The organism is Gordonia sp. w5E2, assembly GCF_036540975.1.
Lineage (GTDB): Bacteria > Actinomycetota > Actinomycetes > Mycobacteriales > Mycobacteriaceae > Gordonia > Gordonia jacobaea.
Genome location: NZ_CP144213.1, coordinates 2,029,663 through 2,051,365, shown reverse-complemented (window position 1 = coordinate 2,051,365; position 21,703 = coordinate 2,029,663). Strand labels below are relative to the sequence as shown.

Sequence of the window (21,703 nt, the reverse complement as noted above, 5' to 3'; positions counted from 1 at the left end):
TGGGTGTATGAACCACGGCGACAAGCGCAGGGCCAACCACGACGTGACCGAACCCGACGTGACGCCCACCGTCGACCCGACCGAACATCAGGCACTACTCGCCGAACGGCAGGAGTTGCGGACCAAGATCGAGAAGGTCGAGCACACTCGCGCTCGCGCAGCGTTCACGGGCCTGGTCGTCGGGGCGATCATCACGATCCTGCTGCTGGTATTCATCCTCCAGAACCTCGACTCGCAGCGGATCGACGTTCTGTTCTGGGAGGTCAACCTGCCCGTCGGGGTCAGCTTGCTGATCGCCGCGATCGCGGGAGCGTTGATTGTCGCGATGGCGGGAGGCGCACGCGTGTTCCAGCTCAATCGGGCACTGAAGAAGGCCAAGAGTGCGACGGAGCCGCCACCGGAGTAGTGCCCCTCACGCACCCACCGATCGCGGTGTGACGCCGCCGTCGAGGTGCCTGACGATCCGATGAATCGACGCGTCGCGTGTGAGCTTCTCGTCGAGCAGCGGATTGATGAGTCCTCGAAGCGCCGAGTACACCGACCATTGCCGGGGCGCGATAACCTGTCCCCTCCTGGACCGGATTGCGTCGACCAGGACTCTGGCGGCGTCGTCTGCGGTGATCCGACGGTTCAGCGGCCACGGCAGTTGCCCGCCGATCTCGCGCCCGATCGGGTCGTCGTCGAGCGTCGCCCGCGTCATGTCCGTCTCCACGATGCCGAAGTACGCGATGCCCGCAGAGGCGCCGTACGCCGACAGTTCTATGCGCAACGCTCGCCCGAGTTGTTCCACCCCCGATTTGGTGATCATGTACGCCGAACCTCCCATCCCGGGAGCGAAGGCAGCACATGAGGCAACCAACTGCATGTGCCCACGCGCGGCGATCACCGGCTCCATGCACGCGCGCACGGTGTTGAACACCCCGCGCAGGTTGACGTCGATGACCCGGTCGAAGGCCGCCGGGTCGACGCCACGCAGCGTTGCCGTCGGTGGCGTGATGCCCGCGTTGGCGACAACGTGATCGAGATGGCCGAACCTGCCGATCGCCTTGTCGACGGCGGCGGCCATCGAATCCAGTTCGCGCACATCAGCTTCTACCGTGAGGATGGCGTCGTCGGCGAAATCGGCACTGGCGGATTCCAGTGCGGCAGCGTCGACGTCGGTCAGCACCACGTGTGCACCCGAGTCGACGAGGAGGCGCGCGGTGCGCAGCCCGATCCCCTGTGCCGCCCCGGTGACGAGAACCACCGACCCGCGAATGTCCGTCCTGCTCATCCGACCACTACCTCCTGCGTCGTCGTCGACGCCGCGGGTCGAGTCGGAATGCCCGTTCGGACGTCGAAGTCATCCCAGTTCACGTGTCTCATCGCGCGCCTGAAGGTGAACACGTAACCCGGCCAGAAGGTGAAGTTTCGTCCAGACGGACTGAGGTAATAGCTCGAGCAGCCACCGGTGTTCCACACGGAGTCCTCCAGGCCTTTATCGACCTCGTCCACGAACCGATCCTGCGCCGACTGCGTGACATCAAAACTGCGGATTCGCCTACGGCGCATGGCCTTCAGCGCATCGACCAGGTAGTCGACCTGCGCCTCGATGGTGACCACCTGCGAGGTATAGACCACCGAGTTGGGTCCGAGGATCATGAAGAAGTTCGGGAACCCCGCGACGCTCGTTCCCATGTAGGCCTTCATCTCGCCGTTGCCCCACACTTGCGACAGGCTGCGGCCGTCTGCACCGTGGATGCGCGAGAAGCCCTCCCCCGCCGCGAGTTTGAAGCCGGTACCGAGGAGGATGGTGTCGACCTCGTGGACGCGACCGTCGGCCGTCTCGATGCCCTCGGCCCGCACCCCGACTATCGCGTCGGAGACCACCGAGGCATTCGGTGCGGCCAGCGCCGGGTAGTACCCGTTGGAGAAGGTCGGCCGCTTGCACCCGAAGGAATACCTCGGCGTCAGGGCTGCCCGGAGCTTGTCGTCTGCCACCTGCCGGCGGAGATGCCACCTGCCCAGTGCCGCAGCAGGTTTCAGCAGCGCAGGATGGCTCACCAATCCGGGCACCATCATTTCCTGCACCATTGAACAGACTCCGCGCAGTGCGCGCTGGGTGACGGGCACCCGAGCAAACATCGACCGCACACGCTGCGGGATCGGCCGGTCCGGGTGCGGCAGAATCCAGGTGGGCGTGCGCTGGAACAGAGTCAGATGGGCCACCCGCGGCTGCAGCTGGGGAACGAATTGCACTGCGGACGCGCCTGTTCCGATGATGGCAACCCGCTTACCCTCGGGCGACCACGCGTGATCCCACTGCGCCGAGTGGAAGACATCGCCGTCGAAGTCGTCGAGTCCGGGAATGTCGGGTCGGGACGGCTCGCTGAACGGCCCCGTCGCGCCGACGAGAACATCGGCGGTGAATACCGATCCGTTGACAGTCAGACGCCAGACCTGAGCGAGGTCATCCCACGACGCATCGCTGACGTCATGGCCGCACCGGACGTGAGGGGTAACCCCGAAATCGTCAGCGCACCGGGCGATGTACGCCTGGATCTCACGCTGCAGTGGGTACAGGCGTGTCCAGTCCGGATTCGGGGCGAACGAGAACGAGTACAGCGCCGACGGGATGTCGCACTGCGCACCGGGGTACGTGTTGACCTCCCACGTTCCCCCGACATCTGCGGCGCGCTCGAACACGACCAGGTCGTCGAATCCGTTCTGCAAGCATCGAATCGCGGCGCCGATGCCACCGAACCCCGCGCCGATGATCGCCACGTGAAAGTGCCGTCGGGCCGGGTCGTGGAGGGTTGGGTCGTGCTGTTGGGCTGGGTCTTGTGGGGCTGAAGAGTGCACTACGGTTCCTCCTAGAGGTCGACGACAACTTGGTCGCCTGCTGCGCGCGAGACGCAGATCATCATCGAATCGTCACGTTCGTCACCGATCAGCACGCGGTCGTGGTGCTCGACGGCTCCGGCGAGCACGCGCACCCGACACGCCCCGCAGAAGCCCTGCTGGCACGAGTAGCGCACGTCGGGTCGCACACGGCGGATCGCCGCGAGGGCGCTCTCGTCTGAAGCGACGTCGACCGAACCCCCCGACGCGAAATCGATCCGGAACGGCTCACCGTCGACAACCGGTGGTGGACTGAATCTTTCGCTGTGCAATTCGCGGCGGGGAGCTCGCTCCATGACGAGGCGTCGTGCCGCGGCGAGCATGCTCGACGGTCCGCACAGGTAGATCGGCCCGGCCTCCCTGTCGCTGCCGATACCGATACCGAGGATGTCGGCGATGTCGGGAGTGCCGTCGACGTCGTCGGTATGGACGCGTACCCGGTCGCCGTCGAGTGCGAGCACCTCGTCGAGAAACGGCATCGTCGCCCGTGATCGGCCGGTGTAGACGAGTCGCCAGTCGAGACCGCGCGCATGTGCCTCGCGCACCATCGGCAGGATCGGGGTGATGCCGATCCCGCCCGCCACGAAGAGACAGTGTGTCGTGGCAGCGAAGTTGAAGGCGTTGCGCGGCCCCCGAATCCGCAGCTGATCACCAGCTCGCAGCACGTGCATCTCCGCTGAGCCGAGCCCGTCGGGTATGCGCCGCACCGCGATTCGATAGGTGGTGGTGTCGGCGGGATCGCCGGTCAGCGAGTAATGGCGTTGACGGTCGGTCGAGGTGAACACGTCGATGTGAGCGCCGGGACTCCAGGCGGGCAAAGCCGAGCGGTCAGGTCGGGCGAGGGTGATCAGGCGCACCCCGTCGACGGCCTCGACACTCTCGACCACGTCGAGTCGCATGTCGAATCCGACGCGACGCACCGGGTTCGGCCGCGAAAGGCGTTCGGCGAACCGCGCCTGCGCGAAGACGCGCGAATAGCCCCGCGCCAACCGGTGGATCTCACGCAGGACCGGCGTCGGATTGTCGACGTCGGTCGTGGGCGACGGAAGGTAGTTCATTGCTCTGCCGCTCGCGCCGCGGGCGAGATCGCAAGATAGCGAACGGCTTTGTCGATGTCTCCCATGGTCGACGGGTGGAATCCCGGGCGGAGGTACAGGTAGATCTGCTCGAACAGGAACGAGACTCCGGGAATCATGTGCCTGCGTGCCGCTCGTGCGAACGCCACGGGCCACGGGCGGCGTCGAGCGATGGTTGCGTCATTGCGGTAGAGGTACGCGGCTGTCGAAAACCACAGTGCGGCAAGTCCTGTCGACGCGATGAGTGCAGTCCGAGCACGACGGAAGTAGCCCCCGTCGACGTACTGGAATGCATCGAATGCGACGTTTCGATGTTCGAGTTCTTCAGCACCGTGCCATCGGAGCAGGTCAAGCATCGTCGGGTCGACGCCGATGTCGTCGAAAGCCGTGTTGTCGAGCAGCCACTCACCCACCACCGCTGTGAAATGCTCTGCAGCCGCGTAGATTCCGAGGCGCTCCGACAACCACGCCCTGCTGGCACGGCCGTCGGTGATGCCGTGGTCGCCGAAGATCTTCTCGACGGCGAACTCGATGCGCGCCATCACCGGACCGATCTCGACCCCGTTGGCGATCAGGTACTTTCGGAATCCCTCGTGCGACGACGCGTGCGTGGCCTCCTGGCCGACGAATCCGACGACCTCCTCCCGCAATCGTGGGTCGTCGATGAATGCGAGCGCCTGCGCGAAGACATCAGCCATGGCTCGTTCACCCTCGGGCAAGACGAGGTGCATGACATTCCAGAAGTGCGTCGCGTACGGCTCGCCGGGGATGTACTCCAGCGGCACGCCGCTCCAGTCGAATCGAACCGGACGAGCATTGATCGCCAACGCTTCCTGCTCGTACTCGCGTGTGCGCGCCCGGTGTGCCTGTGGCTGTGCTTGCGTCACGGACCCTCCTCCTCGTGCCAACTCGGGGCGACGCCTGCGTGAGTCGCGTCACCTTCCTGACGCGAACAGTGAAACATAGATTGACTCAGTGTTTCAATAGCTCGGTCGTTTAGGCTGACACCATGTCCGTGCCCGGTTTGTTCACCACGGGGGCGGGCGTCGACACCGCATCCGACCCGATTCTCGACGCCGCCCTCGACGTCTTCGCCGACATCGGAATCCGTCGTGCGACGGTCGACGACATCGCGAAGCGAGCGGGCGTCGGACGTGTCACCGTGTACCGCCGCATCGGCGGGCGCAACGAGGTCTTGACCGCGGTTCTCATCCGCGAGGCATCGCGACTGTTCGCCGACGTACGCGCGGCGGCCGACGCCGCGGAGACCTATGCCGACAGGGTGGTGACCGCATTCGCCACGACGGTGACGACGGTGCGCGGCAACCCGGTGTGGAACCGACTCATCGAACTCGAGCCCGCGTCGGTGCTGGAGCAGTTGACGCTCAACGGATCGTTCATCCTGGCCGCCGCCGTCGAGGCAACCGCCGACATCTTGCGCACCCCCGATGTCGCACTCGACGACGACGAATTGGCATCGCGCGCCGAAATTCTGGTGCGCATCACGCACTCCATCCTGCTGACGCCCGAGGTGCGTGTACCGCTGACGAACTACGCCGACGTCGAGAAGTTCGCACGCGACCACCTACTCGCGATCGCCGGCCCGGGCTGAAAGGCCCCCAGGGACCACCGAAACGACGTTGCGGCAGAGGCGGTCAGAGCAGTGCGGTGAGTACGCACCACACGATGAATGCCGACGGAAGCAGCGAGTCGAGACGATCCATGATCCCGCCGTGTCCCGGCAACAGCGTGCCCATGTCCTTGATGCCCAGGTCCCGTTTGATCTGGGACTCGACGAGGTCGCCGAGTGTCGCGCAGACGACAAGAACAGGTCCGAGGATCATTCCGATCCACCACTGGCTGTCGAGTAGCAAGACCACGCAGCCGATCGCGCCCGCCGTGCCGACCACGAGCGAGCCGGCGAGGCCCTCCCACGATTTCTTCGGGCTGATTGCCGGTGCCATCGGGTGCTTGCCGAAGAGCACTCCGGCCGCGTAACCGCCGACGTCGGAACAGACGACGACAACCATCAGGGTGGCGACGCGGGCGGCGCCGTGGTCTTGGACGACCATCATCGCGCCGAACGAGGCCAGCAGCGGCAACCAGGCGAGCACGAGCACGCTCGCCGACAGATTCTTCAGATAGTTCACCGGCGCGTGAGTGATGCCCTGCGCCAACAACATCCACACCATCATCACCAGGAGCGTGCCCACAAACGCGACCAGGACGCCGGTCGTCCCCCATGGCCAGCTCGACCAGATGATCGCCTGCCCGCCGACGAGTAGCGGCGGCAACGCAACGTCGTACCCGCCGTCGCGTAGGCGCTTGCTCACCTCCCACGTCGCGATCGCGAATGCCACCGCCACGACGACGTACCAGAGTTTCGGCGCGAACAGCAGGATCAGGATGATCCCGATACCCAACGAGAAGCCGACCCCCAGGGCTGCCGGGAGATCACGCCCCGCACGCGACTTCTTCGGCTCCGCCTCTGCAGAACTCGTCGGCTCCGCTGCGCTGGTACTGCCGTCGTCGCGATTCGTCGCTGAATCGTCGGACATGGGATGCGTCGGCTCCTCGGTCACACCTCGAGCAATTCGGATTCCTTGTGCTTGACCAGCTCGTCAACCTGGTGCACATAGCCTGCGGTCGTCTTGTCGAGCTCCTTCTCGGCGCGCGACACCTCGTCCTCGCCCGCCTCGCCGTCCTTCTGGATGCGCTTGAGCTCGTCGACGGTCTTGCGGCGGATGTTGCGGATCGCGACCTTGGCGTCCTCACCCTTGCCCTTCGCCTGCTTCACGAGTTCCTTGCGGCGATCCTCGGTCAGCTGCGGGATGGCGACGCGAATCAGGTTTCCGTCGTTGGTCGGGTTCACGCCGAGGTCGGAATTGCGGATCGCGGTCTCGATGTCGCGCAGACTCGACGGCTCGTAGGGCTTGATGACGACCAGTCGGGCTTCGGGAGTCGTGATCGATGCGACCTGGGTGACGGGGGTCAGAGCGCCGTAGTACTCGATGTGGATCTTGTTGAACATCGAGGGATTCGCGCGACCGGTCCGGATGGACCCCATGTCCTCGCGCGCCACGCCGACCGCCTTCTCCATCTTCTCCTCGGCGTCGAACAATGCGTCGTCAATCATGTCGGTTCCTGGTCCTCGTCGTTGTTGCCGGTTCTCGTCAGTGCCTGGCTGGCCGCGTCGGGGGTCTCCCCGTGGGTCGGCTTACGTGCTGACCAGTGTGCCAATACGCTCGCCGGCAACCGCCCGCGCGATGTTGCCCTTCTCCAAGAGATTGAACACGAGCATCGGCATCTTGTTGTCCATACAGAGACTGAAAGCAGTCGCGTCGGCGACCTTGAGCTCCTTGTCGAGCACCTCGCGGTGGGTGACCTCGCGATACAGCGTCGCATCCGGGTTGGTGCGCGGGTCGTCGCTGTAGACGCCGTCGACGGCCTTCGCCATGAGGACGACCTCCGCTTTGATCTCCAGCGCCCGCTGAGCCGCGGTCGTGTCAGTCGAGAAATACGGCATGCCCATGCCTGCCCCGAAGATCACGACCCGACCCTTCTCGAGGTGTCGTTGCGCACGCAGCGGGAGGTAGGGTTCGGCGACCTGGCCCATCGTGATGGCCGTCTGCACGCGGGTGCTGATCCCCCGCTTTTCCAGGAAGTCCTGCAGGGCGAGGCAGTTCATCACCGTGCCCAACATGCCCATGTAGTCGGATCGGGCGCGGTCGAGGCCGCGCTGCTGGAGTTCGGCACCTCGGAAGAAATTGCCGCCACCAATGACCACTGCGACCTGAACGCCCGAATTGACCACCTCGGCGATCTGATCTGCGACTGTGCTCAGAACGTCAGGATCGAGACCGACCTGACCACCCCCGAACATCTCGCCGCCGAGCTTCAGCAGTACGCGGTGGTAGCCGGGGCGTGCAGATTCCGGGGACTCAGGGGTTTCGCTCATCAACATCCTCAACTCGTCGGTTCGCCTCGTTCATCTTATGGGGACGTCGCCGTCCTCGTGATCGCGGTCGCCGATCGAGACCCGTTCGTGCGCGGCTCGAGCCCGCCAGACGCGGGCAGAGCCGGGTATCAGGCGGTGACGTGAAGGTGAACGAGCAGCTCAGCGACGATGAACAGCGGCGAACAGGCTCCGCAGCGCGGGTCTGTCGTCGAGAACCGGATACGAACGACGCGGACTGTGTACGCCGTCGCCCTCCATCACGAACGCGACGAGCGGACTCCCGGAATCTCCGATTCCCACTCGCGACAGGAAGGTGGCGACGATCTGGCGCGACATCGGCCCCAGTTCGTGGAGAGGACGATTGCGATGTATCCGCAGCCCGAGGTTGACCTGACCGATGGCATCGATGCCGTGACGGGCGAGGGTGTCGAGCACGATTCCGATCTCGACGCCGTAACCGGGAGCGAACGGAATGGACGTCAGCAGCTCTCGAGTTGCTGCGTACTCGCCCGCGAGGGGCTGTATCAACCCGCACAGCGGCGGACACAGTGCCGCGATCAGCGGTCGCACGGTGAGTTCGGTCACCCGTCCTCCGCCCGACGGATCGACCCCGTCGACACCCATGAGCGGTCGCCGGTAGTAGCCCTTCACCAGGTGAAGGTCGGGCGTGGTGAGGAGCGGGCCGACCAGCCTGGGCACGTACGTCGGATCCGGGTCGACCAGGTCGCTGTCGACGAACACGACGATGTCGCCGGTCGTCGTCGCCAGCGATCGCCACAGCACCTCACCCTTGCCGTCGACGACCGGGATGCCCTCGAGTGCGGACTCCCGCGTTTCCACCCTGGCTCCCGCCGCCCGCGCGACCTCGATCGTCGCGTCGGTGGACCCGGAGTCGACCACGACGAGCTCGTCGACCAACGTGCCTACCAGCGGCAGGATGGCATCGACGACGCTGCCGACAGTCCGCTCTTCGTTGAGTGCGGGCAGCACGACGGAGATCGTCCTCCCTGCTTTCGCATCGACGAGCTCATCGACCGAGAAATCCGGGCGCTCCCACGTGTTGGACTCCAGCCAGGTGGCCGCACCTTCCGACGTCGAGATCGTCATCGACGGCTGGGAGTCGGAGCCCGACGCCCCGTTGATCGACCGCTGCCCGCTCATCGCTTCAGCGCCGCCCTGAACTGCGGCCATGCCCGGTGCAGTTCGTCCTGCCAGTACGGCCAGGCGTGCGTGCCGCCCTCATAAAAGTGGAACGTCGCGGGCACCCCGACCTCGCGCATCCGACGCGCCAGGTTGCGCGAGCACTGATCGGTTGCCGTCTCGATGACCGCGCCGACCGCGAGTTGCTCGGCGAGCTTCTGCCCATTGCCATCGATACCGGGACCGTTGATCGTGTCGTAGCGACCGGGAACTCCGGAGCCGTTGGAGACGTAGACAGACTTGCCTCGGAACTGCTCGACGTGCAGGTAGGGATCGTTATCGCGCCACGCCGGAGCCGACGGCGGCCCCCACATGTTCACGGTGTTGCCGCCACCGCGGCCTTCGACGACCAACCGCACCGCCGCCTGGCCAGCCGGATCGCTGGTCTGGGCGCAGCCGCTGAACGACCCGAGAGCGCGGTACAACGTCGGCGCGTGCAAGGACAACTGGAACACCGACGTTCCCGCCATGGAGATTCCGGCGATTGCGTTACGACCGTTGCCGTCGAATCGCTTGTCGACGACCGAGGGAAGCTCCGCGGTGAGGAAGGTGGCCCACTTCTGCACACCGAGCTTGGGGTCGGTGCGCTGCCAATCGGTGAAGTAGCTCGCTGCTCCACCCATCGGCACGACCACATTCACGTCCTCGTTCGCAAAGAATGTTCGGATGTCGGTCTGGTCGAACCAACTGCTCCCGTCGTCGCCTCCCGCGGCGCCGTTGAGGAGATAGAGCGTGGGAGCCGACGAACCGCTGCGAGCGGGAATCACTTTCACCGGCACCGAACGACGCATCGCCGGTGAAGCCACCTCGATGTCGATCTCGGTGGGCGCGACGACATTCTCCGACACGATGCGCGCACCGCCCGGTTCGGCGATCGCCACCGGAGATCCGACGACGCCACCACCGAGCGCACATGCCGCGGCTGCGATCACGACGACGCACGTGCGCAACGATCGCGCGCCGAGTGCCCTGTCACGACATGCTCCCGCGTCGGACTTCGAACCTGCTGACTTCACTCGCTTCTCCCCACATCCACCGTCTGGCCAGATTCGATGTCCGTCGGTGGCCGACGCCACGCTCCACGTCTGACTTTCACGTCGCCTGGCGCGTGACAACCCCGCCTTCGCCGTCCGGACATCTGTGATCACGAAAAAGCAGCGAAGGAGCCCCGATTCGGCAGTGTGCCGTACGCGATATCCGGTTGTCCACCTGTTGAAGAAAGACACAAGAAGCTGGTCTATCGACCCAATACCCGCGGTCGCGAAACAGCCGCATTGGTCGTTTGACCCAGTTCAGTTCTCTTGGCGACCAACGGTTTTCACACTTCAATCGCGAGTCCCAACAATTGCGGCAATTCACTTGTTACGGTACCGTCGGTTCGATATTGCGTGACGTGACAATTTCCGTCGTGAGATGAAGGGAAGTCGGGGCCCCTACTCATCCATCACCAAAGTGAATTGAGGTTTTATCGATGGTCAAGTTCGGCCTGATCGACGAATGGCAGCCACGCGCAGGCGCGGTGACGAGTTGGACACTCTCCCCCGAGGCGGTCGCCGCGGGATCCAAGGCGCCGGTACATCCGGTACCCGCGTCACACCAGCAAGAGGAATACCTCAACGCCGCGCTGCGCAACGAGTCGGCCGGATTCCGATTCTCCCGACTTTGCTTGGAAGCCTTCGATTTTCAGACACCGCTCGATCGCGGCGCACTCGAGCGCGCGGTCACCACGTTCCTGCGCAGGCACGACACCTACCTCTCCTGGTTCTCGGCGGAGGAAGACGGATCGATCGCCCGGCACGTCGTCGAGCCCGAGATCGTCGAACTGTCGGCCACCGACCACGGCACCATCGGGACGGCAGAAGAGATCCGGACCCTCATTTCGGACATCACACCCGGACCATTTCACTGGAACTGTTTCACATTTGGAACAATCGAATGGGATGGCGGTTTCACCCTGTATGCAGCCGTCGACCATCTCAATACCGACGGTATTTCGCAGGCGCTCACGTGCGTCGAGCTGATCACGCTGTATTCCAACGAGGCATTCGGACTCAAGAACCCACTTCCTGAAATAGGAAGCTACCTGCGTTATTGCGAGCATGAGCGCAGCGTGTCCCGGGACCTGACCACCGACTCACCCGAGGTGCGACGGTGGGTCGAGTTGATCCAAAACAATGGTGGCGAGCTACCGCATTTCCCGCTGCCTCTCGGTACCGAGTCCGAAGGCTACACACGCAGCGGGCACGTGACGGAGAACGTGTTCGATGAGTCCGCCGCACAGCGATTCGAGAAGATCTGCAAGGAGAACGGCGCCAACATGACCGCGGGACTCCTCGCGGTGGCCGCCATCGCCTACTGCGAATTCACCGGTGCCGCAGAGTATCTCGCGATGACACCGAAGAGCACTCGCGCAGTCGGCGCCGAGCTGAACTCCGTCGGTTGGTTCACCAGCCTAATTCCCGTGCCGATCGCGGTCACACCCGGTGCGAACTTCACCGACGTCGCCGCCCTGGCAGGACAGAGCTATACGGCGGGCAAGGATCTGACCGACGTGTCGCTGCATCGAGTGGCACAGTTGGTCTCCGACGACGACGCCGTCGACATCCCCGTGGGATGGACGGTGCCGATGTTCTCCTACATCGACGTCCGCAAACTACCCGGAGTCGACCTATTCGATGCCATCAACGGCTGTCTCTACGGCAATCGCGGCAGCAGCGAAGAGGTGTTCATGTGGGTCAACAGGTTCAACGACCAGACGTCGATGACCTTCTTGTTCCCCGACACCGCGGAGGGCCGTGACTCGCTCGCGCTCTACACCGAGAAGGTCAAGAAGATCATGCGGGCAGTGGCCGACCAGGGCGACTACCAGCCCGAGCTGCCCACCGCGAACTGACCGGTCGTAGCCGGATGGCTGCCAACACCACCCCGGTGGTGTCGTCGAGTACGGCACCCGACACCCCGACACGTGCCGCATGGCTGGCGCTGGCGGGGTGTCTGCTCGGCGTGTTCATGCAGATGTTGGACACGACGATCGTCAACATCGCACTTCCCGACCTCACAGTCGACCTCGGCGCGTCGACGTCGGAGCAGTTGTTCGTCCTGAGCGTCTACACGCTGGCCTTCGCCTGCACACTGCTGACTGCCGCGACACTCGGTGGCCGGCTCGGGCGACGTCGGATGTTCATCTTCGCGATGGTCGCGTTCACGGTCACCTCGGTGCTGTGCGGGTTGGCTCGTAGCCCACTCGAGCTGATCATCTGTCGCGGTGCCCAGGGTATGAGTGCGGCGCTGATGTCGGCGCAGACCCTGGCGTTGATCGCGGCGCTGTTTCCCAAATCGCGCCACGGTGCCGTGTTCGGCATCTACGGCGCGGTCGCTGGGCTGGCCGCCATGTTGGGCCCCGTGCTCGGCGGACTCCTGGTGACCGGCGACCTGTTCGGCTGGGGCTGGCGAGCGATCTTCTTCGTCAACGTCCCGATCGGACTCGTCGCATGCATCCTCGCGGGCCGTCGACTTCCGCAGATGCGCGACGACAACCCGCCGCGGCTCGATCTCGTGGGTGTGGCGCTGTCGACCGCGGGCCTCTTCCTGCTGCTTTACCCGTTGGCGGTGGGCCGCGAACAGAACTGGCCACCGCGCCTGTGGGCGATGATGGGGGCGGCCGTCGTCCTGCTGGGGTTGTTCGTCGTCGTCGAACGACGCCTGCTGCGCAGTGGCGGTGCTCCCCTGCTTCGACTCGACCTCTTCGCGTCTCGACGTTTCTCGGTCGGGCTGCTTCTGTCGCTGCTCTTCTTCAGCGTCTTCGCGGGATTCTTCTTCACGGTGTCGGTCGCGACTCAGTTCGGGCTCGGCTACTCGGCGCTGCGCACGGGCCTGCTCGCGCTGCCGTTCGCCATTGGGGCGGCCGCGGGTTCTATCGCTTCGCCGCTCTTGGTTCGTCGACTCGGTCCAGCACGCACACTGTGTATCGGTGTCCTGATCCTGTCGGCCGGACTTGCCTGGCTCGCAGCAGAATTGGAACCACAGTCCGCGTCGTTGTCGGTGGCTGCGGTCATCGCACCGCTCGTCGTCGGCGGTATCGGCACGGGATTCTTCATCGCACCACTGCAAACGGCGATTCTTTCCGACACGAACGAACAGAACATCGGTTCCGCGTCTGGCTGCGTACCGACGGTGCAACAGATCGGCGCGTCGATCGGACTGGCCGTGGTCACCATCTTCTTCTTCGGTCAGGTGTCCGCCCAGTCGGTCGAGGCGGTTCCCGCCGCGCGCGCTGAACTGTCGTCGGCACTCGAGAGCACTGACGTCGACCCGATGTTCCGCAGTGCGGTGGCCGACCGTTTCGCCGACTGCGCGTCGGCTCAACTGAGTTCGGCGCATCCCGAACGTCCCGCACCGGGTTGCTCGACGTCGGGATCTGCCCAGCAGGGCGTAGCGGCCACTGTCGCACGGCAGGCGGCACCCGAACTCAAGATCGCGGGCAGGCACGTCGCGGCACAGAGTTTCATGGGCGCATTCCGAGCAACTCTCTGGGTCCTCGCGATCCTCGGCTGTGTCATCGCCGTGCTGTCGCTCGCGCTCGGGCGTCGCAGGGCCGACTGACCGCCCAGGGTCGATCAACAGACCGGACCAAGGTCCCCCAATCACCAACGCCCGCATCCGAATTCGGATGCGGGCGTTGGTATTTGTGCCTGCGCCGGTAGTTGGCGCTAGTGCTTTAGGACTGGCCGACCTCGAACCGCGTGAACGCCTTGACGGTGGCGCCCGACTCGTCGAGAACGTTCTTGACGGTCTTCTTGGAGTCCTTCACGAAGGGCTGGTCGATGAGGACCGAGTCCTTGAAGTATCCGGTCAGACGGCCTTCGACGATCTTCGGGAGAGCCTTCTCCGGCTTGCCTTCTGCCTTGGCGGTCTCCTCGGCGATGCGACGCTCGTTCTCGACGACGTCCGCGGGGACCTCGTCGCGAGTGGCGTAACGCGCCTTGAGAGCAGCAACCTGCTGCGCGGCATTGCGCGCAGCCTCGGCGGCGGCGTCGCCGTCACCGTCGTAGGACACGAGAACGCCGACAGCGGGAGGCAGATCGGACGCACGCTTGTGCAGGTACACGGCGACGGGTCCGTCGTAGTAGACGACGCGGCGCAGTTCGAGCTTCTCGCCGATCTTGGCCGAGAGCGCCTGCACGGCATCGGCAACGGTGCCGTCACCGAGCTTGGCTGCCTTGAGCTCCTCGATGTCGCTGGTCTTTGCGACCAGTGCGGAATCGAGAACCTGGTCGGCGAGCGCCTGGAACTCGGCGTTCTTCGCGACGAAGTCGGTCTCGGAGTTGAGCTCGATCATCGCGCCGCCCTTGGCGGCGACGAGGCCTTCGGCGGTGGAGCGCTCCGCGCGCTTGCCCACGTCCTTGGCACCCTTGATACGGAGCTCCTCGACAGCCTTGTCGAAGTCGCCGTCGTTGTTCTCGAGGGCCTTCTTGCAGTCCAACATGCCTGAACCGGTGAGCTCACGGAGACGCTTCACATCGGCTGCGGTGTAGTTCGCCATCGTTGGCGAGCCTCCTTCAAGTGGGTTAAACGGTGCAGGTGCCCGCAGAATCCGGAGGGATCCTGCGAGCACCCGCCGGTGACTATCGGCTACGCGCGTCAGGCGGTAGCGGGCGGCTCCGTCGCGGCGGGAGCCTCGGCAGCAACCTCGGCTGCCGGTGCGGCAGCCTGGGTCAGCAGCTCCTGCTCCCACTCGGCGAGGGGCTCGCCTGCGGCGGCGTCGGGCTTGGCGTCCGAGGAAGCCTGGCCCGCACGAGCCTGAACACCCTCGGCGACGGCCGAAGCCACGACGCGGGTGAGCAGAGCAGCACTGCGGATCGCGTCGTCGTTACCCGGGATCGGGTAGTCGACGAGGTCGGGATCGCAGTTGGTATCGAGGATCGCGATGACCGGGATGTTGAGCTTGCGTGCCTCACCGACAGCAATGTGCTCCTTGTTGGTGTCCACCACCCAAATGGCAGAAGGCACCTTGGCCATATCCCGGATACCGCCGAGTGTCCGCTCGAGCTTGTTCTTCTCGCGGGTCAGCATCAGGATTTCTTTCTTGGTGCGACCCTCGAAACCGCCGGTCTGCTCCATGGTCTCGAGTTCCTTGAGACGCTGCAGACGCTTGTGAACGGTCTGGAAGTTGGTGAGCATGCCGCCGAGCCAGCGCTGGTTCACGTAGGGCATGCCGACGCGGGTGGCCTCAGCAGCGATCGACTCCTGAGCCTGCTTCTTGGTGCCGACGAACAGGATGGTGCCGCCGTGGGCGACGGTCTCCTTGACGAACTCGTAGGCCTTGTCGATGTAGGTCAGCGTCTGCTGCAAATCGATGATGTAGATGCCGTTGCGGTCGGTGAAGATGAAACGCTTCATCTTCGGGTTCCAACGGCGGGTCTGATGCCCGAAGTGTGCGCCGCTGTCAAGCAGCTGCTTCATGGTTACGACAGCCATGAGTCTTCTATCCTTTGTGTGCAGTTGACATCGCCATCGGGTGATGACGATCCTGGCGCCTGCGTCGCGCGGACCCGGGTGTCCGGGACCGCCCACGCGAGTTTGTCGGCTCTCACACGCGACCGTGGTCGCCGTGGTGCATTGCCTGATGCAGGCGCGCGAAGTCACCTCATCCGCAGATGAGATGCCCCTTCAGCTTACGCCGCCGCAGTTCAGAACCCAAAACGCCCCCTGCACAGCCCACCGCGGGAGAAATTCTCGCGCCGATGGACCTTTCCGCCTCGCGCGTGCGTCAGAGTCAGCATGGACACGCGCAGAGTCGACATGACCACCGACGTCACGCCGACCCAGTACAACTCAGACGACCCACCCGGGCGTCTCCCGATTGTCCGACGACTGCTCGTCGTCCTCACCGACATCGCCCTGACCAGCGCACTCCTGATCGGCGTTCCGTCGTTGGCCTCCGCCCGTCCGCCCACCTACACCGCCCCGCTCGTTCCCAAGCCAAGCGTGGTCACCGGATTCGACGAGCCGGATCAGCGATGGCATGCAGGCCACCGCGGCGTCGACCTCGCCGTCGTCGACGGCGCGCAGGTTCTGGCGGCAGGCGACGGCGTGGTCCGGTTCGCGGGTGAGGTCGGCGGCAAGTCGACGGTGTCGATCCAGCATCCCGACGGCCTGATCACCACGTACGAGCCGGTCCGTCCCACGGTTCGGCGCGGAGATCGCGTGAGTCGCGGGACAGCCATCGGCACGGCTCTGGCCGGACATCCCGGATGTCCGGCGACCGCCTGCCTGCACTGGGGCGCACGACGCGGCGCGGGGCGGACCGCCGACTACGTCGACCCGCTCGGACTACTCGGCGCCGTGAGGGTGCGCCTCAAACCGCTCGACGACTGATGGGCCCCGGCTTTGCGGGACCCTCGCGGATCACGCCCGAGGGTGCGCCTGACGGTGGGCCGCACGCAGACGTTCGACGCTGACGTGCGTATAGAGCTGCGTGGTCGCCAACGACGCGTGGCCGAGAAGTTCTTGGACCACACGAAGATCGGCGCCGCCTTCGAGGAGGTGGGTCGCGGCGGAATGTCGGAGACCGTGTGGTCCCATCGACGGTCCGCCCGCGGCCTCGACGGCTCGGTGCACGACGCTGCGAGCCATGCGCTGATCGAGGCGTCCACCGCGCGCGCCGAGGAGCAGCGCTTCTCCTGACCGTGGCCCCACCAACGACGGTCGACCGTCGCGAAGCCAGCGGGCAACGGCTTTTGCCGCGGGCGCGCCGTAGGGCACCGTTCGCTCTTTGTTGCCCTTCCCGATCACGCGCACCACTCGACGGTGAGCGTCGATGTCCTCGATGTTCAGACCGCACAACTCGCCGACGCGAATCCCCGTGGCGTACAACAACTCCAGAATCGCGACGTCCCGCAGAGCGATGGGGTCGTCGCTGTCACGAAGCGACACGGGCTCGTCACCCGCGTCGGTATCGCTCTCCGACACAGGGCTAGGGCGCCCTGCAGCGGCGATCGCGGCGACGGCCTCGTCGGGCGCGAGAATCGGCGGCAGTGTGCGATGAGCCTTGGGCGCCTGTAGCCGGGTGGACGGATCGTCGCCGAGGATCTGTTCCCTGAAGGCCCACGCGCAGAAGGTCTTTGCCGACGAGACCTGACGCGCGACGGTGGTGCGGGCCGCGCCGCGTCGAGTGTGTTCTGCCAGCCAGGACCGCAGCAGTGCCAGATCGATGTCGCCGACCCGAACTCCCCTGGCACCCGCGAACGCGATCAGGCCCCGCACATCCGACAGGTACGCGCGGATGGTGTGCTCACTGCGGCCGCGCTCGTGTCGCAGATGGTCGGCGAAGTCGTCGAGCACGGACATGGTCATCGGTCGATGACAACGAACGACGCGCGTGTACGCAACCGCACACGCGCGTCGTTGTCAGATCGTCACTGGGTCAGATCGTCACCAGGTCAGGTTCTTCGACCCCGGACGTCAGCCGCCGGCACGCAGTCGAGAGAGCCTCCCGGCCACCCGACCGGCCGTCGCTCTTCAACCGGCGACGCCCGCGCCCTCCTCCTCGGCACGCAGATCGGACTTCCATTGCCGGAAGCCCTCTTCTGTGCGACCACGTCGCCAGTAGCCGGAGATCGACGCGCGTGCTGCGCTCACGCCGCGCTCCTTGCGCACATAGCCGCGCAGGTTGTGCATGACGGCCTGCGCCTCGCCGTGGATGAAAACGTGCGGTTCACCGTCGAGCCACTCGGTCTCGCGCACCGCGGCAATCAGCGGGGCGTTGTCGCCTGCGCGGTCATCGGGCACCTCGCCCGCGGGTCCGCCACGATGGACCCAGGTGATCTCCACGCCGGACGGCACGTCGAGCGCGACCTCGTCCTCGGGTCCGGCGACCTCGATGAACGCTTTCGCAATCGCACCTTCGGGCAACGACTCGATGGCCGCGGCCAGCGCGGGAAGTCCGGCTTCGTCCGCGGCCAGCAGATGCCATGCGGCGTCGTTGTCCGGCCGGTACCCGCTGCCCGGACCGAGGAAGTGCACGGCGGAACCGGGAGCAACCGTCGCGGCCCAGGGTCCGGCGATGCCCTCGTCACCGTGCACGACGAAGTCGATCGCGATCTCGCGCGCGTCCTCATCGACGGTGCGGACGGTGTAGGTGCGCAACACAGGCTGCTGTTCGGGCGGTAGCGACCGGGACGCCCTCGGATCGAAGTCGGCCGGGAAGTCGACACCGTCGGGCATGAAGATCAACTTCACGTACATGTCGGTGTCGCGTTCGTCCCGCGGCGGCAGTGCCGCGGCGAAATCGCCGAAGCCGTCACCGCCCAGATAGAGCCTCACCATGTGGGGTGTGATCTGCTCTCGCCGGAGCACCGTCATCGAATTCACGCGCTTTGCCATGAAACCTCCTAATGCGTTCCAGCCTACGCCACTCGAATTAGGGTTACCTAAATCGCGAGTCTCCATCCGGCGCCGTCGCCGGCGATTAGACCCGCGATCTCCAGCCCCGCGAGCGCAGCTCGCACGATACCGACGTCGAGGCCCGCGGCGAACGAGATCTCGGTGATCGTGGCACTCCCCTGGCCCGGAATCGCGTCGTGGACCCGCTTTTCGTCGTCGGTCAGCGTGTCGGTGGGGCGTTCGCGACCACGACCGGGGTCGCCGCCTCCGTCGGGTACTGCCAGTGTGATGACCGACGCCGCGTCGGTCACGAGTACGCCGAGCCCATCGGCGATCAGGCGATGGCAGCCCACCGACGTCGCCGAGGTGACGGGCCCCGGAACCGCGCCGACCGGGCGGTCTATCGCGCGTGCCCATGCCGCCGTGTTCGCAGCCCCCGACCTCTTGCCAGCCTCGACGACAACAGTCGCCGACGACAGCGCTGCGACCAACCGATTCCTCGTCAAGAACCGATGCCGTGCGGCCGTGGTGCCAGGCGCGTACTCCGAGACGACAGCTCCGCTGCTCGCGACCTCGGCAAGCAGCCGAGCGTGGCCCGCCGGATAGTCACGGTCGATCCCGCACGCGAGCACCGCCACGGTGATCCCTGCCGACGCGAGTGCCGCACGATGCGCGGCGCCGTCGACGCCATAGGCACCACCCGAGACCACGGCCCACCCCTGCGCGCACAGCTCGCTCGAGAGCTTCCCCGTGACGTGCTCCCCGTACGACGACGCTGCGCGCGATCCGACCAATGAGATCGAGGCGGCCGCGACGTCGTCGAGGCGCGCGGGGCCTCGCACCCACAGTGCGATCGGCTCGTCACCGTGCGCATTCGGATCGAGTCGCGTCAACGGGAGCAACGACCAGGCGGGCCATTCGGCGTCGTCGGATGTGATCAGGCGAGCATCGACCGCGTGCGCGGTGTCGAGATCCACGGCGGGAGTGCAACTCTCGGCCCGAGCGCTCGTCGGACCGAGTACCGCCTCGTGGCCGCTCGGCACCCGCCGACTACGGATAGCGTCGGCCGCGGCCACTGCTCCGAGGTCGTCGACGAGGCGTCGAATAGAAGAACACGGAGGTTCGGCCACAGCACTCAGATAAGCCCACGCGCGCAGTACTTCGTCGTCGTGGCGTGTGTCGGCGTACATGGTCATCGGAATCCCCCTCGGTCTCGGTACAGCAGTGCTTGCGCCACATCGGTTTCGGTCGGGACGTCGCCACCTCGCAGGTCGTTGAGTGTCCACGCGACTCGCAGAGCTCGATCGACGCCGCGCGTGGTCACGCGCCCCTCCCGAACGCACACGTCGACAGGCCGAAGCGCTTTGGGTGATAGCCGAAACTGTTGTCGCAGTGCCGAACCGGGCACCTCGGAGTTGGTACGCCAGCCGTGCTCCCGCCATCGTTCGATCGCGGCGGAACGCGCAGCGGTCACCCTCGCCCGAATGTCGGAGCTCGACTCCTCCGCCGCCATCATCAGTGCGGCGTTTCCTGGCGGCTCCATCTGCACCCGCAGGTCGACACGGTCCATCAGCGGTCCCGACAGTTTTCCCAGGTAGCGCCGGCGGACGACCGCACTGCAGACACAATCGACGTCGTGCACCGGCGCGCACGCGCACGGATTGGCGGCGAGGAGCAGTTGGAAGCGCGCCGGGTAGGTGGCCACCCCGTCGCGACGACTGATCCGCACCTCCCCTTCTTCGAGTGGTTGTCGCAGGGAGTCAAGCACTTTGGGCCCCATCTCAGCGCACTCGTCGAGGAACAGAATTCCCCGATGTGCCAGCGACACCGCGCCGGGCCGCGCGATACCGGTGCCGCCACCGATCAGCGCTGTCGTCGAGGTGCTGTGGTGCGGCGCGACGAACGGTGGTGAGGTGATCAACGGCTGGCCCGGACGCAATCGGCCCGCGATCGAGTGAAGTGCGGTGACCTCGAGCGATTCTTCCTCCTCGAGCGGCGGGAGGATGCCGGGCAGCCGTCTCGCCAGCATCGTCTTCCCGATACCCGGTGGGCCGGTCATCATGACGTGATGCGCACCGGCAGCGGCGATTTCGAGTACGTGGCGCGCCTCGCTCTGACCGATCACATCGGCCATATCGGCGACCGGATCGGCGGGGACCGCCCTGATCTCACACACCGTGTCCAGCACGCACTCGCCGCGCAGCCACGAGGACACCTCCGACAGCGAATGCGCACCGCCGACCTCGATATCGCGCACCAGCGTCGCCTCACCAACCGACTCGATCGGCACCACCGCACGAGCGAAACCCGCGTTGCGCGCCTCGATCACGGCCGGAAGCACGCCGCGCACCGGTCGGAGACGTCCATCGAGTGCGAGTTCGCCCAGGAAGATCGTCCCATCCAACTTCGCTGTGGGAACAGCGTCCGTCGCGGCGAGTATCGAAACAGCAAGCGCGAGATCGTGTCCCGACCCGCTCTTGGGCATCTGAGCAGGCGCCAGGTTGACCGTCACCTTCTTCTCGGGGAACTTCACCCCCGAATTCGAGATGGCGGCCCGCACCCGGTCGCGCGCCTCACGCAACGAGGAATCGACATTGCCCGACAACGAAAACCCCGGCAACCCCTGGCTCAGAGATGCCTGCACCTCGATCACGCCTGCCTCAAAAGCGTTCAGGCAAACCGAATGACAACGCCCCAACGACATCGCGCGTCCCTACTCGAACACGCCGGTGTGGTGGCGCACCGCAGCGAACTCGGTGCGATCGGGATAGTGCGTATCGAGTTGCACCGAGATGACGTCGAATCGGATATTCGGCCAGAACATCTCCTGCTCGGTGAGCCAGATCCGTGTCAATCGGCGCAGACGCGACAACTTGTCGGCGGTCACCGCCTGCGCGGGATCACCGAACACCCGACTGGCCCTGGTCTTCACCTCGACGACGACCAACGTCGGGTCAAGGACAACGTTGTCGTTGGCGATCAGATCGATCTCGCCGTACCGACAACGCCAATTCCGTTCCAGGACAGACCAACCCAGACCGACGACGTAACTGGCTGCCAGATCTTCACCCAGCTGCCCGATGAATGCCCGCCGATTCGGACGCCCTTCCGACGACTCGCTTCTCATGCCACAACAGTGGCCGACAGCGACGACGAAACAGCGAGAGAACTCAGATCAGTGCGCGAGTTGTGGAAAGACCGCCGC

General features: G+C 65.4%; 21 protein-coding genes. 5 read left to right on the top strand and 16 right to left on the bottom strand.

Features of this window, described 5'->3' with window-relative positions; translation table 11 throughout:
• The first annotated feature begins 7 nt into the window (after positions 1–7).
• On the top strand, positions 8–406 hold the full coding sequence (locus tag RND64_RS09330) for a LapA family protein (RefSeq protein ID WP_049697092.1): 399 nt from the start codon (positions 8–10) through the stop codon (positions 404–406).
• 6 nt (positions 407–412) lie between these two features.
• On the opposite strand, the gene RND64_RS09325 is transcribed toward RND64_RS09330, so the two are convergent.
• From RND64_RS09325 to RND64_RS09310, 4 genes are all read right to left on the bottom strand, one after another.
• Complete coding sequence (locus RND64_RS09325; protein WP_331436581.1) at positions 413–1,273, bottom strand: SDR family oxidoreductase; 861 nt, start codon at positions 1,271–1,273, stop codon at positions 413–415.
• Positions 1,270–2,763 carry a flavin-containing monooxygenase gene (locus tag RND64_RS09320; protein ID WP_331436580.1) on the bottom strand — a complete coding sequence of 498 codons (1,494 nt, stop codon included), beginning with the start codon at positions 2,761–2,763 and terminating at the stop codon, positions 1,270–1,272. The genes RND64_RS09325 and RND64_RS09320 overlap by 4 nt, the downstream gene beginning before the upstream one ends.
• Positions 2,764–2,852: 89 nt before the next feature.
• Positions 2,853–3,938 carry a PDR/VanB family oxidoreductase gene (locus RND64_RS09315; protein WP_331436579.1) on the bottom strand — a complete coding sequence of 362 codons (1,086 nt, stop codon included), beginning with the start codon at positions 3,936–3,938 and terminating at the stop codon, positions 2,853–2,855.
• Positions 3,935–4,843 (bottom strand): metal-dependent hydrolase, encoded by a 909-nt coding sequence (locus RND64_RS09310; protein ID WP_049697088.1) that lies wholly within the window; start codon positions 4,841–4,843, stop codon positions 3,935–3,937. Before RND64_RS09310 ends, RND64_RS09315 begins: the two co-directional genes overlap by 4 nt.
• A 122-nt stretch (positions 4,844–4,965) precedes the next feature.
• Here RND64_RS09310 and RND64_RS09305 point away from each other — a divergent pair, with 122 nt between their 5' ends.
• Entirely contained in the window at positions 4,966–5,568 is a 603-nt protein-coding gene (locus RND64_RS09305; protein ID WP_049697087.1) for a TetR/AcrR family transcriptional regulator, read from the top strand.
• Positions 5,569–5,611: 43 nt separating this feature from the next.
• Here RND64_RS09305 and RND64_RS09300 read toward each other — a convergent pair whose 3' ends face one another.
• The 5 genes from RND64_RS09300 to RND64_RS09280 form a co-directional block, all read right to left on the bottom strand.
• Complete coding sequence (locus RND64_RS09300) at positions 5,612–6,514, bottom strand: phosphatidate cytidylyltransferase (protein ID WP_049697459.1); 903 nt, start codon at positions 6,512–6,514, stop codon at positions 5,612–5,614.
• Between the two features lie 20 nt (positions 6,515–6,534).
• Positions 6,535–7,092, bottom strand: a complete 558-nt coding sequence (gene frr, locus RND64_RS09295) for a ribosome recycling factor (RefSeq protein ID WP_005204967.1) — start codon at positions 7,090–7,092, stop codon at positions 6,535–6,537.
• Positions 7,093–7,173: 81 nt separating this feature from the next.
• Positions 7,174–7,914, bottom strand: coding sequence for a UMP kinase (gene pyrH / locus RND64_RS09290; protein ID WP_049697458.1), 741 nt, complete (start codon positions 7,912–7,914; stop codon positions 7,174–7,176).
• A 159-nt stretch (positions 7,915–8,073) separates the two neighbouring features.
• On the bottom strand, positions 8,074–9,021 hold the full coding sequence (locus RND64_RS09285) for a glucosyl-3-phosphoglycerate synthase (RefSeq protein ID WP_049697457.1): 948 nt from the start codon (positions 9,019–9,021) through the stop codon (positions 8,074–8,076).
• A 50-nt stretch (positions 9,022–9,071) separates the two neighbouring features.
• Positions 9,072–10,130: an alpha/beta hydrolase gene (locus RND64_RS09280; protein ID WP_331436578.1), complete on the bottom strand. Its 1,059-nt coding sequence runs from the start codon at positions 10,128–10,130 to the stop codon at positions 9,072–9,074.
• Positions 10,131–10,585: 455 nt separating this feature from the next.
• On the opposite strand from RND64_RS09280, the gene RND64_RS09275 reads away from it, so the two are divergent.
• Together RND64_RS09275 and RND64_RS09270 are read left to right on the top strand one after the other, a co-directional pair.
• Entirely contained in the window at positions 10,586–12,007 is a 1,422-nt protein-coding gene (locus tag RND64_RS09275) for a condensation domain-containing protein (RefSeq protein ID WP_064869855.1), read from the top strand.
• Between the two features lie 14 nt (positions 12,008–12,021).
• A complete protein-coding gene (locus RND64_RS09270; RefSeq protein WP_331436577.1) occupies positions 12,022–13,716 on the top strand; it encodes an MFS transporter in 1,695 nt (564 codons plus the stop codon).
• Positions 13,717–13,831: 115 nt separating this feature from the next.
• Here RND64_RS09270 and tsf read toward each other — a convergent pair whose 3' ends face one another.
• Positions 13,832–14,656 carry a translation elongation factor Ts gene (tsf, locus tag RND64_RS09265; RefSeq protein WP_331436576.1) on the bottom strand — a complete coding sequence of 275 codons (825 nt, stop codon included), beginning with the start codon at positions 14,654–14,656 and terminating at the stop codon, positions 13,832–13,834.
• A gap of 98 nt (positions 14,657–14,754) precedes the next feature.
• Positions 14,755–15,591 carry a 30S ribosomal protein S2 gene (gene rpsB, locus RND64_RS09260; RefSeq protein ID WP_005204976.1) on the bottom strand — a complete coding sequence of 279 codons (837 nt, stop codon included), beginning with the start codon at positions 15,589–15,591 and terminating at the stop codon, positions 14,755–14,757.
• 303 nt (positions 15,592–15,894) lie between these two features.
• On the opposite strand from rpsB, the gene RND64_RS09255 reads away from it, so the two are divergent.
• Entirely contained in the window at positions 15,895–16,491 is a 597-nt protein-coding gene (locus RND64_RS09255; RefSeq protein ID WP_331436575.1) for a M23 family metallopeptidase, read from the top strand.
• 30 nt (positions 16,492–16,521) lie between these two features.
• Here RND64_RS09255 and RND64_RS09250 read toward each other — a convergent pair whose 3' ends face one another.
• The 5 genes from RND64_RS09250 to RND64_RS09230 all read right to left on the bottom strand — a co-directional run bounded on the left by RND64_RS09250 (position 16,522) and on the right by RND64_RS09230 (position 21,625).
• Entirely contained in the window at positions 16,522–17,469 is a 948-nt protein-coding gene (locus RND64_RS09250; protein WP_331436574.1) for a tyrosine recombinase XerC, read from the bottom strand.
• A gap of 165 nt (positions 17,470–17,634) precedes the next feature.
• Positions 17,635–18,498: a siderophore-interacting protein gene (locus RND64_RS09245; RefSeq protein ID WP_049697081.1), complete on the bottom strand. Its 864-nt coding sequence runs from the start codon at positions 18,496–18,498 to the stop codon at positions 17,635–17,637.
• A gap of 47 nt (positions 18,499–18,545) precedes the next feature.
• The gene (gene dprA / locus RND64_RS09240; protein ID WP_331436573.1) at positions 18,546–19,694 is read right to left on the bottom strand and encodes a DNA-processing protein DprA; all 1,149 of its coding nucleotides are present in this window, start codon (positions 19,692–19,694) and stop codon (positions 18,546–18,548) included.
• Positions 19,691–21,202 (bottom strand): YifB family Mg chelatase-like AAA ATPase, encoded by a 1,512-nt coding sequence (locus RND64_RS09235; RefSeq protein WP_331436572.1) that lies wholly within the window; start codon positions 21,200–21,202, stop codon positions 19,691–19,693. The genes dprA and RND64_RS09235 overlap by 4 nt, the downstream gene beginning before the upstream one ends.
• Before the next feature lie 9 nt (positions 21,203–21,211).
• A complete protein-coding gene (locus tag RND64_RS09230) occupies positions 21,212–21,625 on the bottom strand; it encodes a YraN family protein (RefSeq protein WP_064869849.1) in 414 nt (137 codons plus the stop codon).
• Between the last annotated feature and the right edge of the window lie 78 nt (positions 21,626–21,703).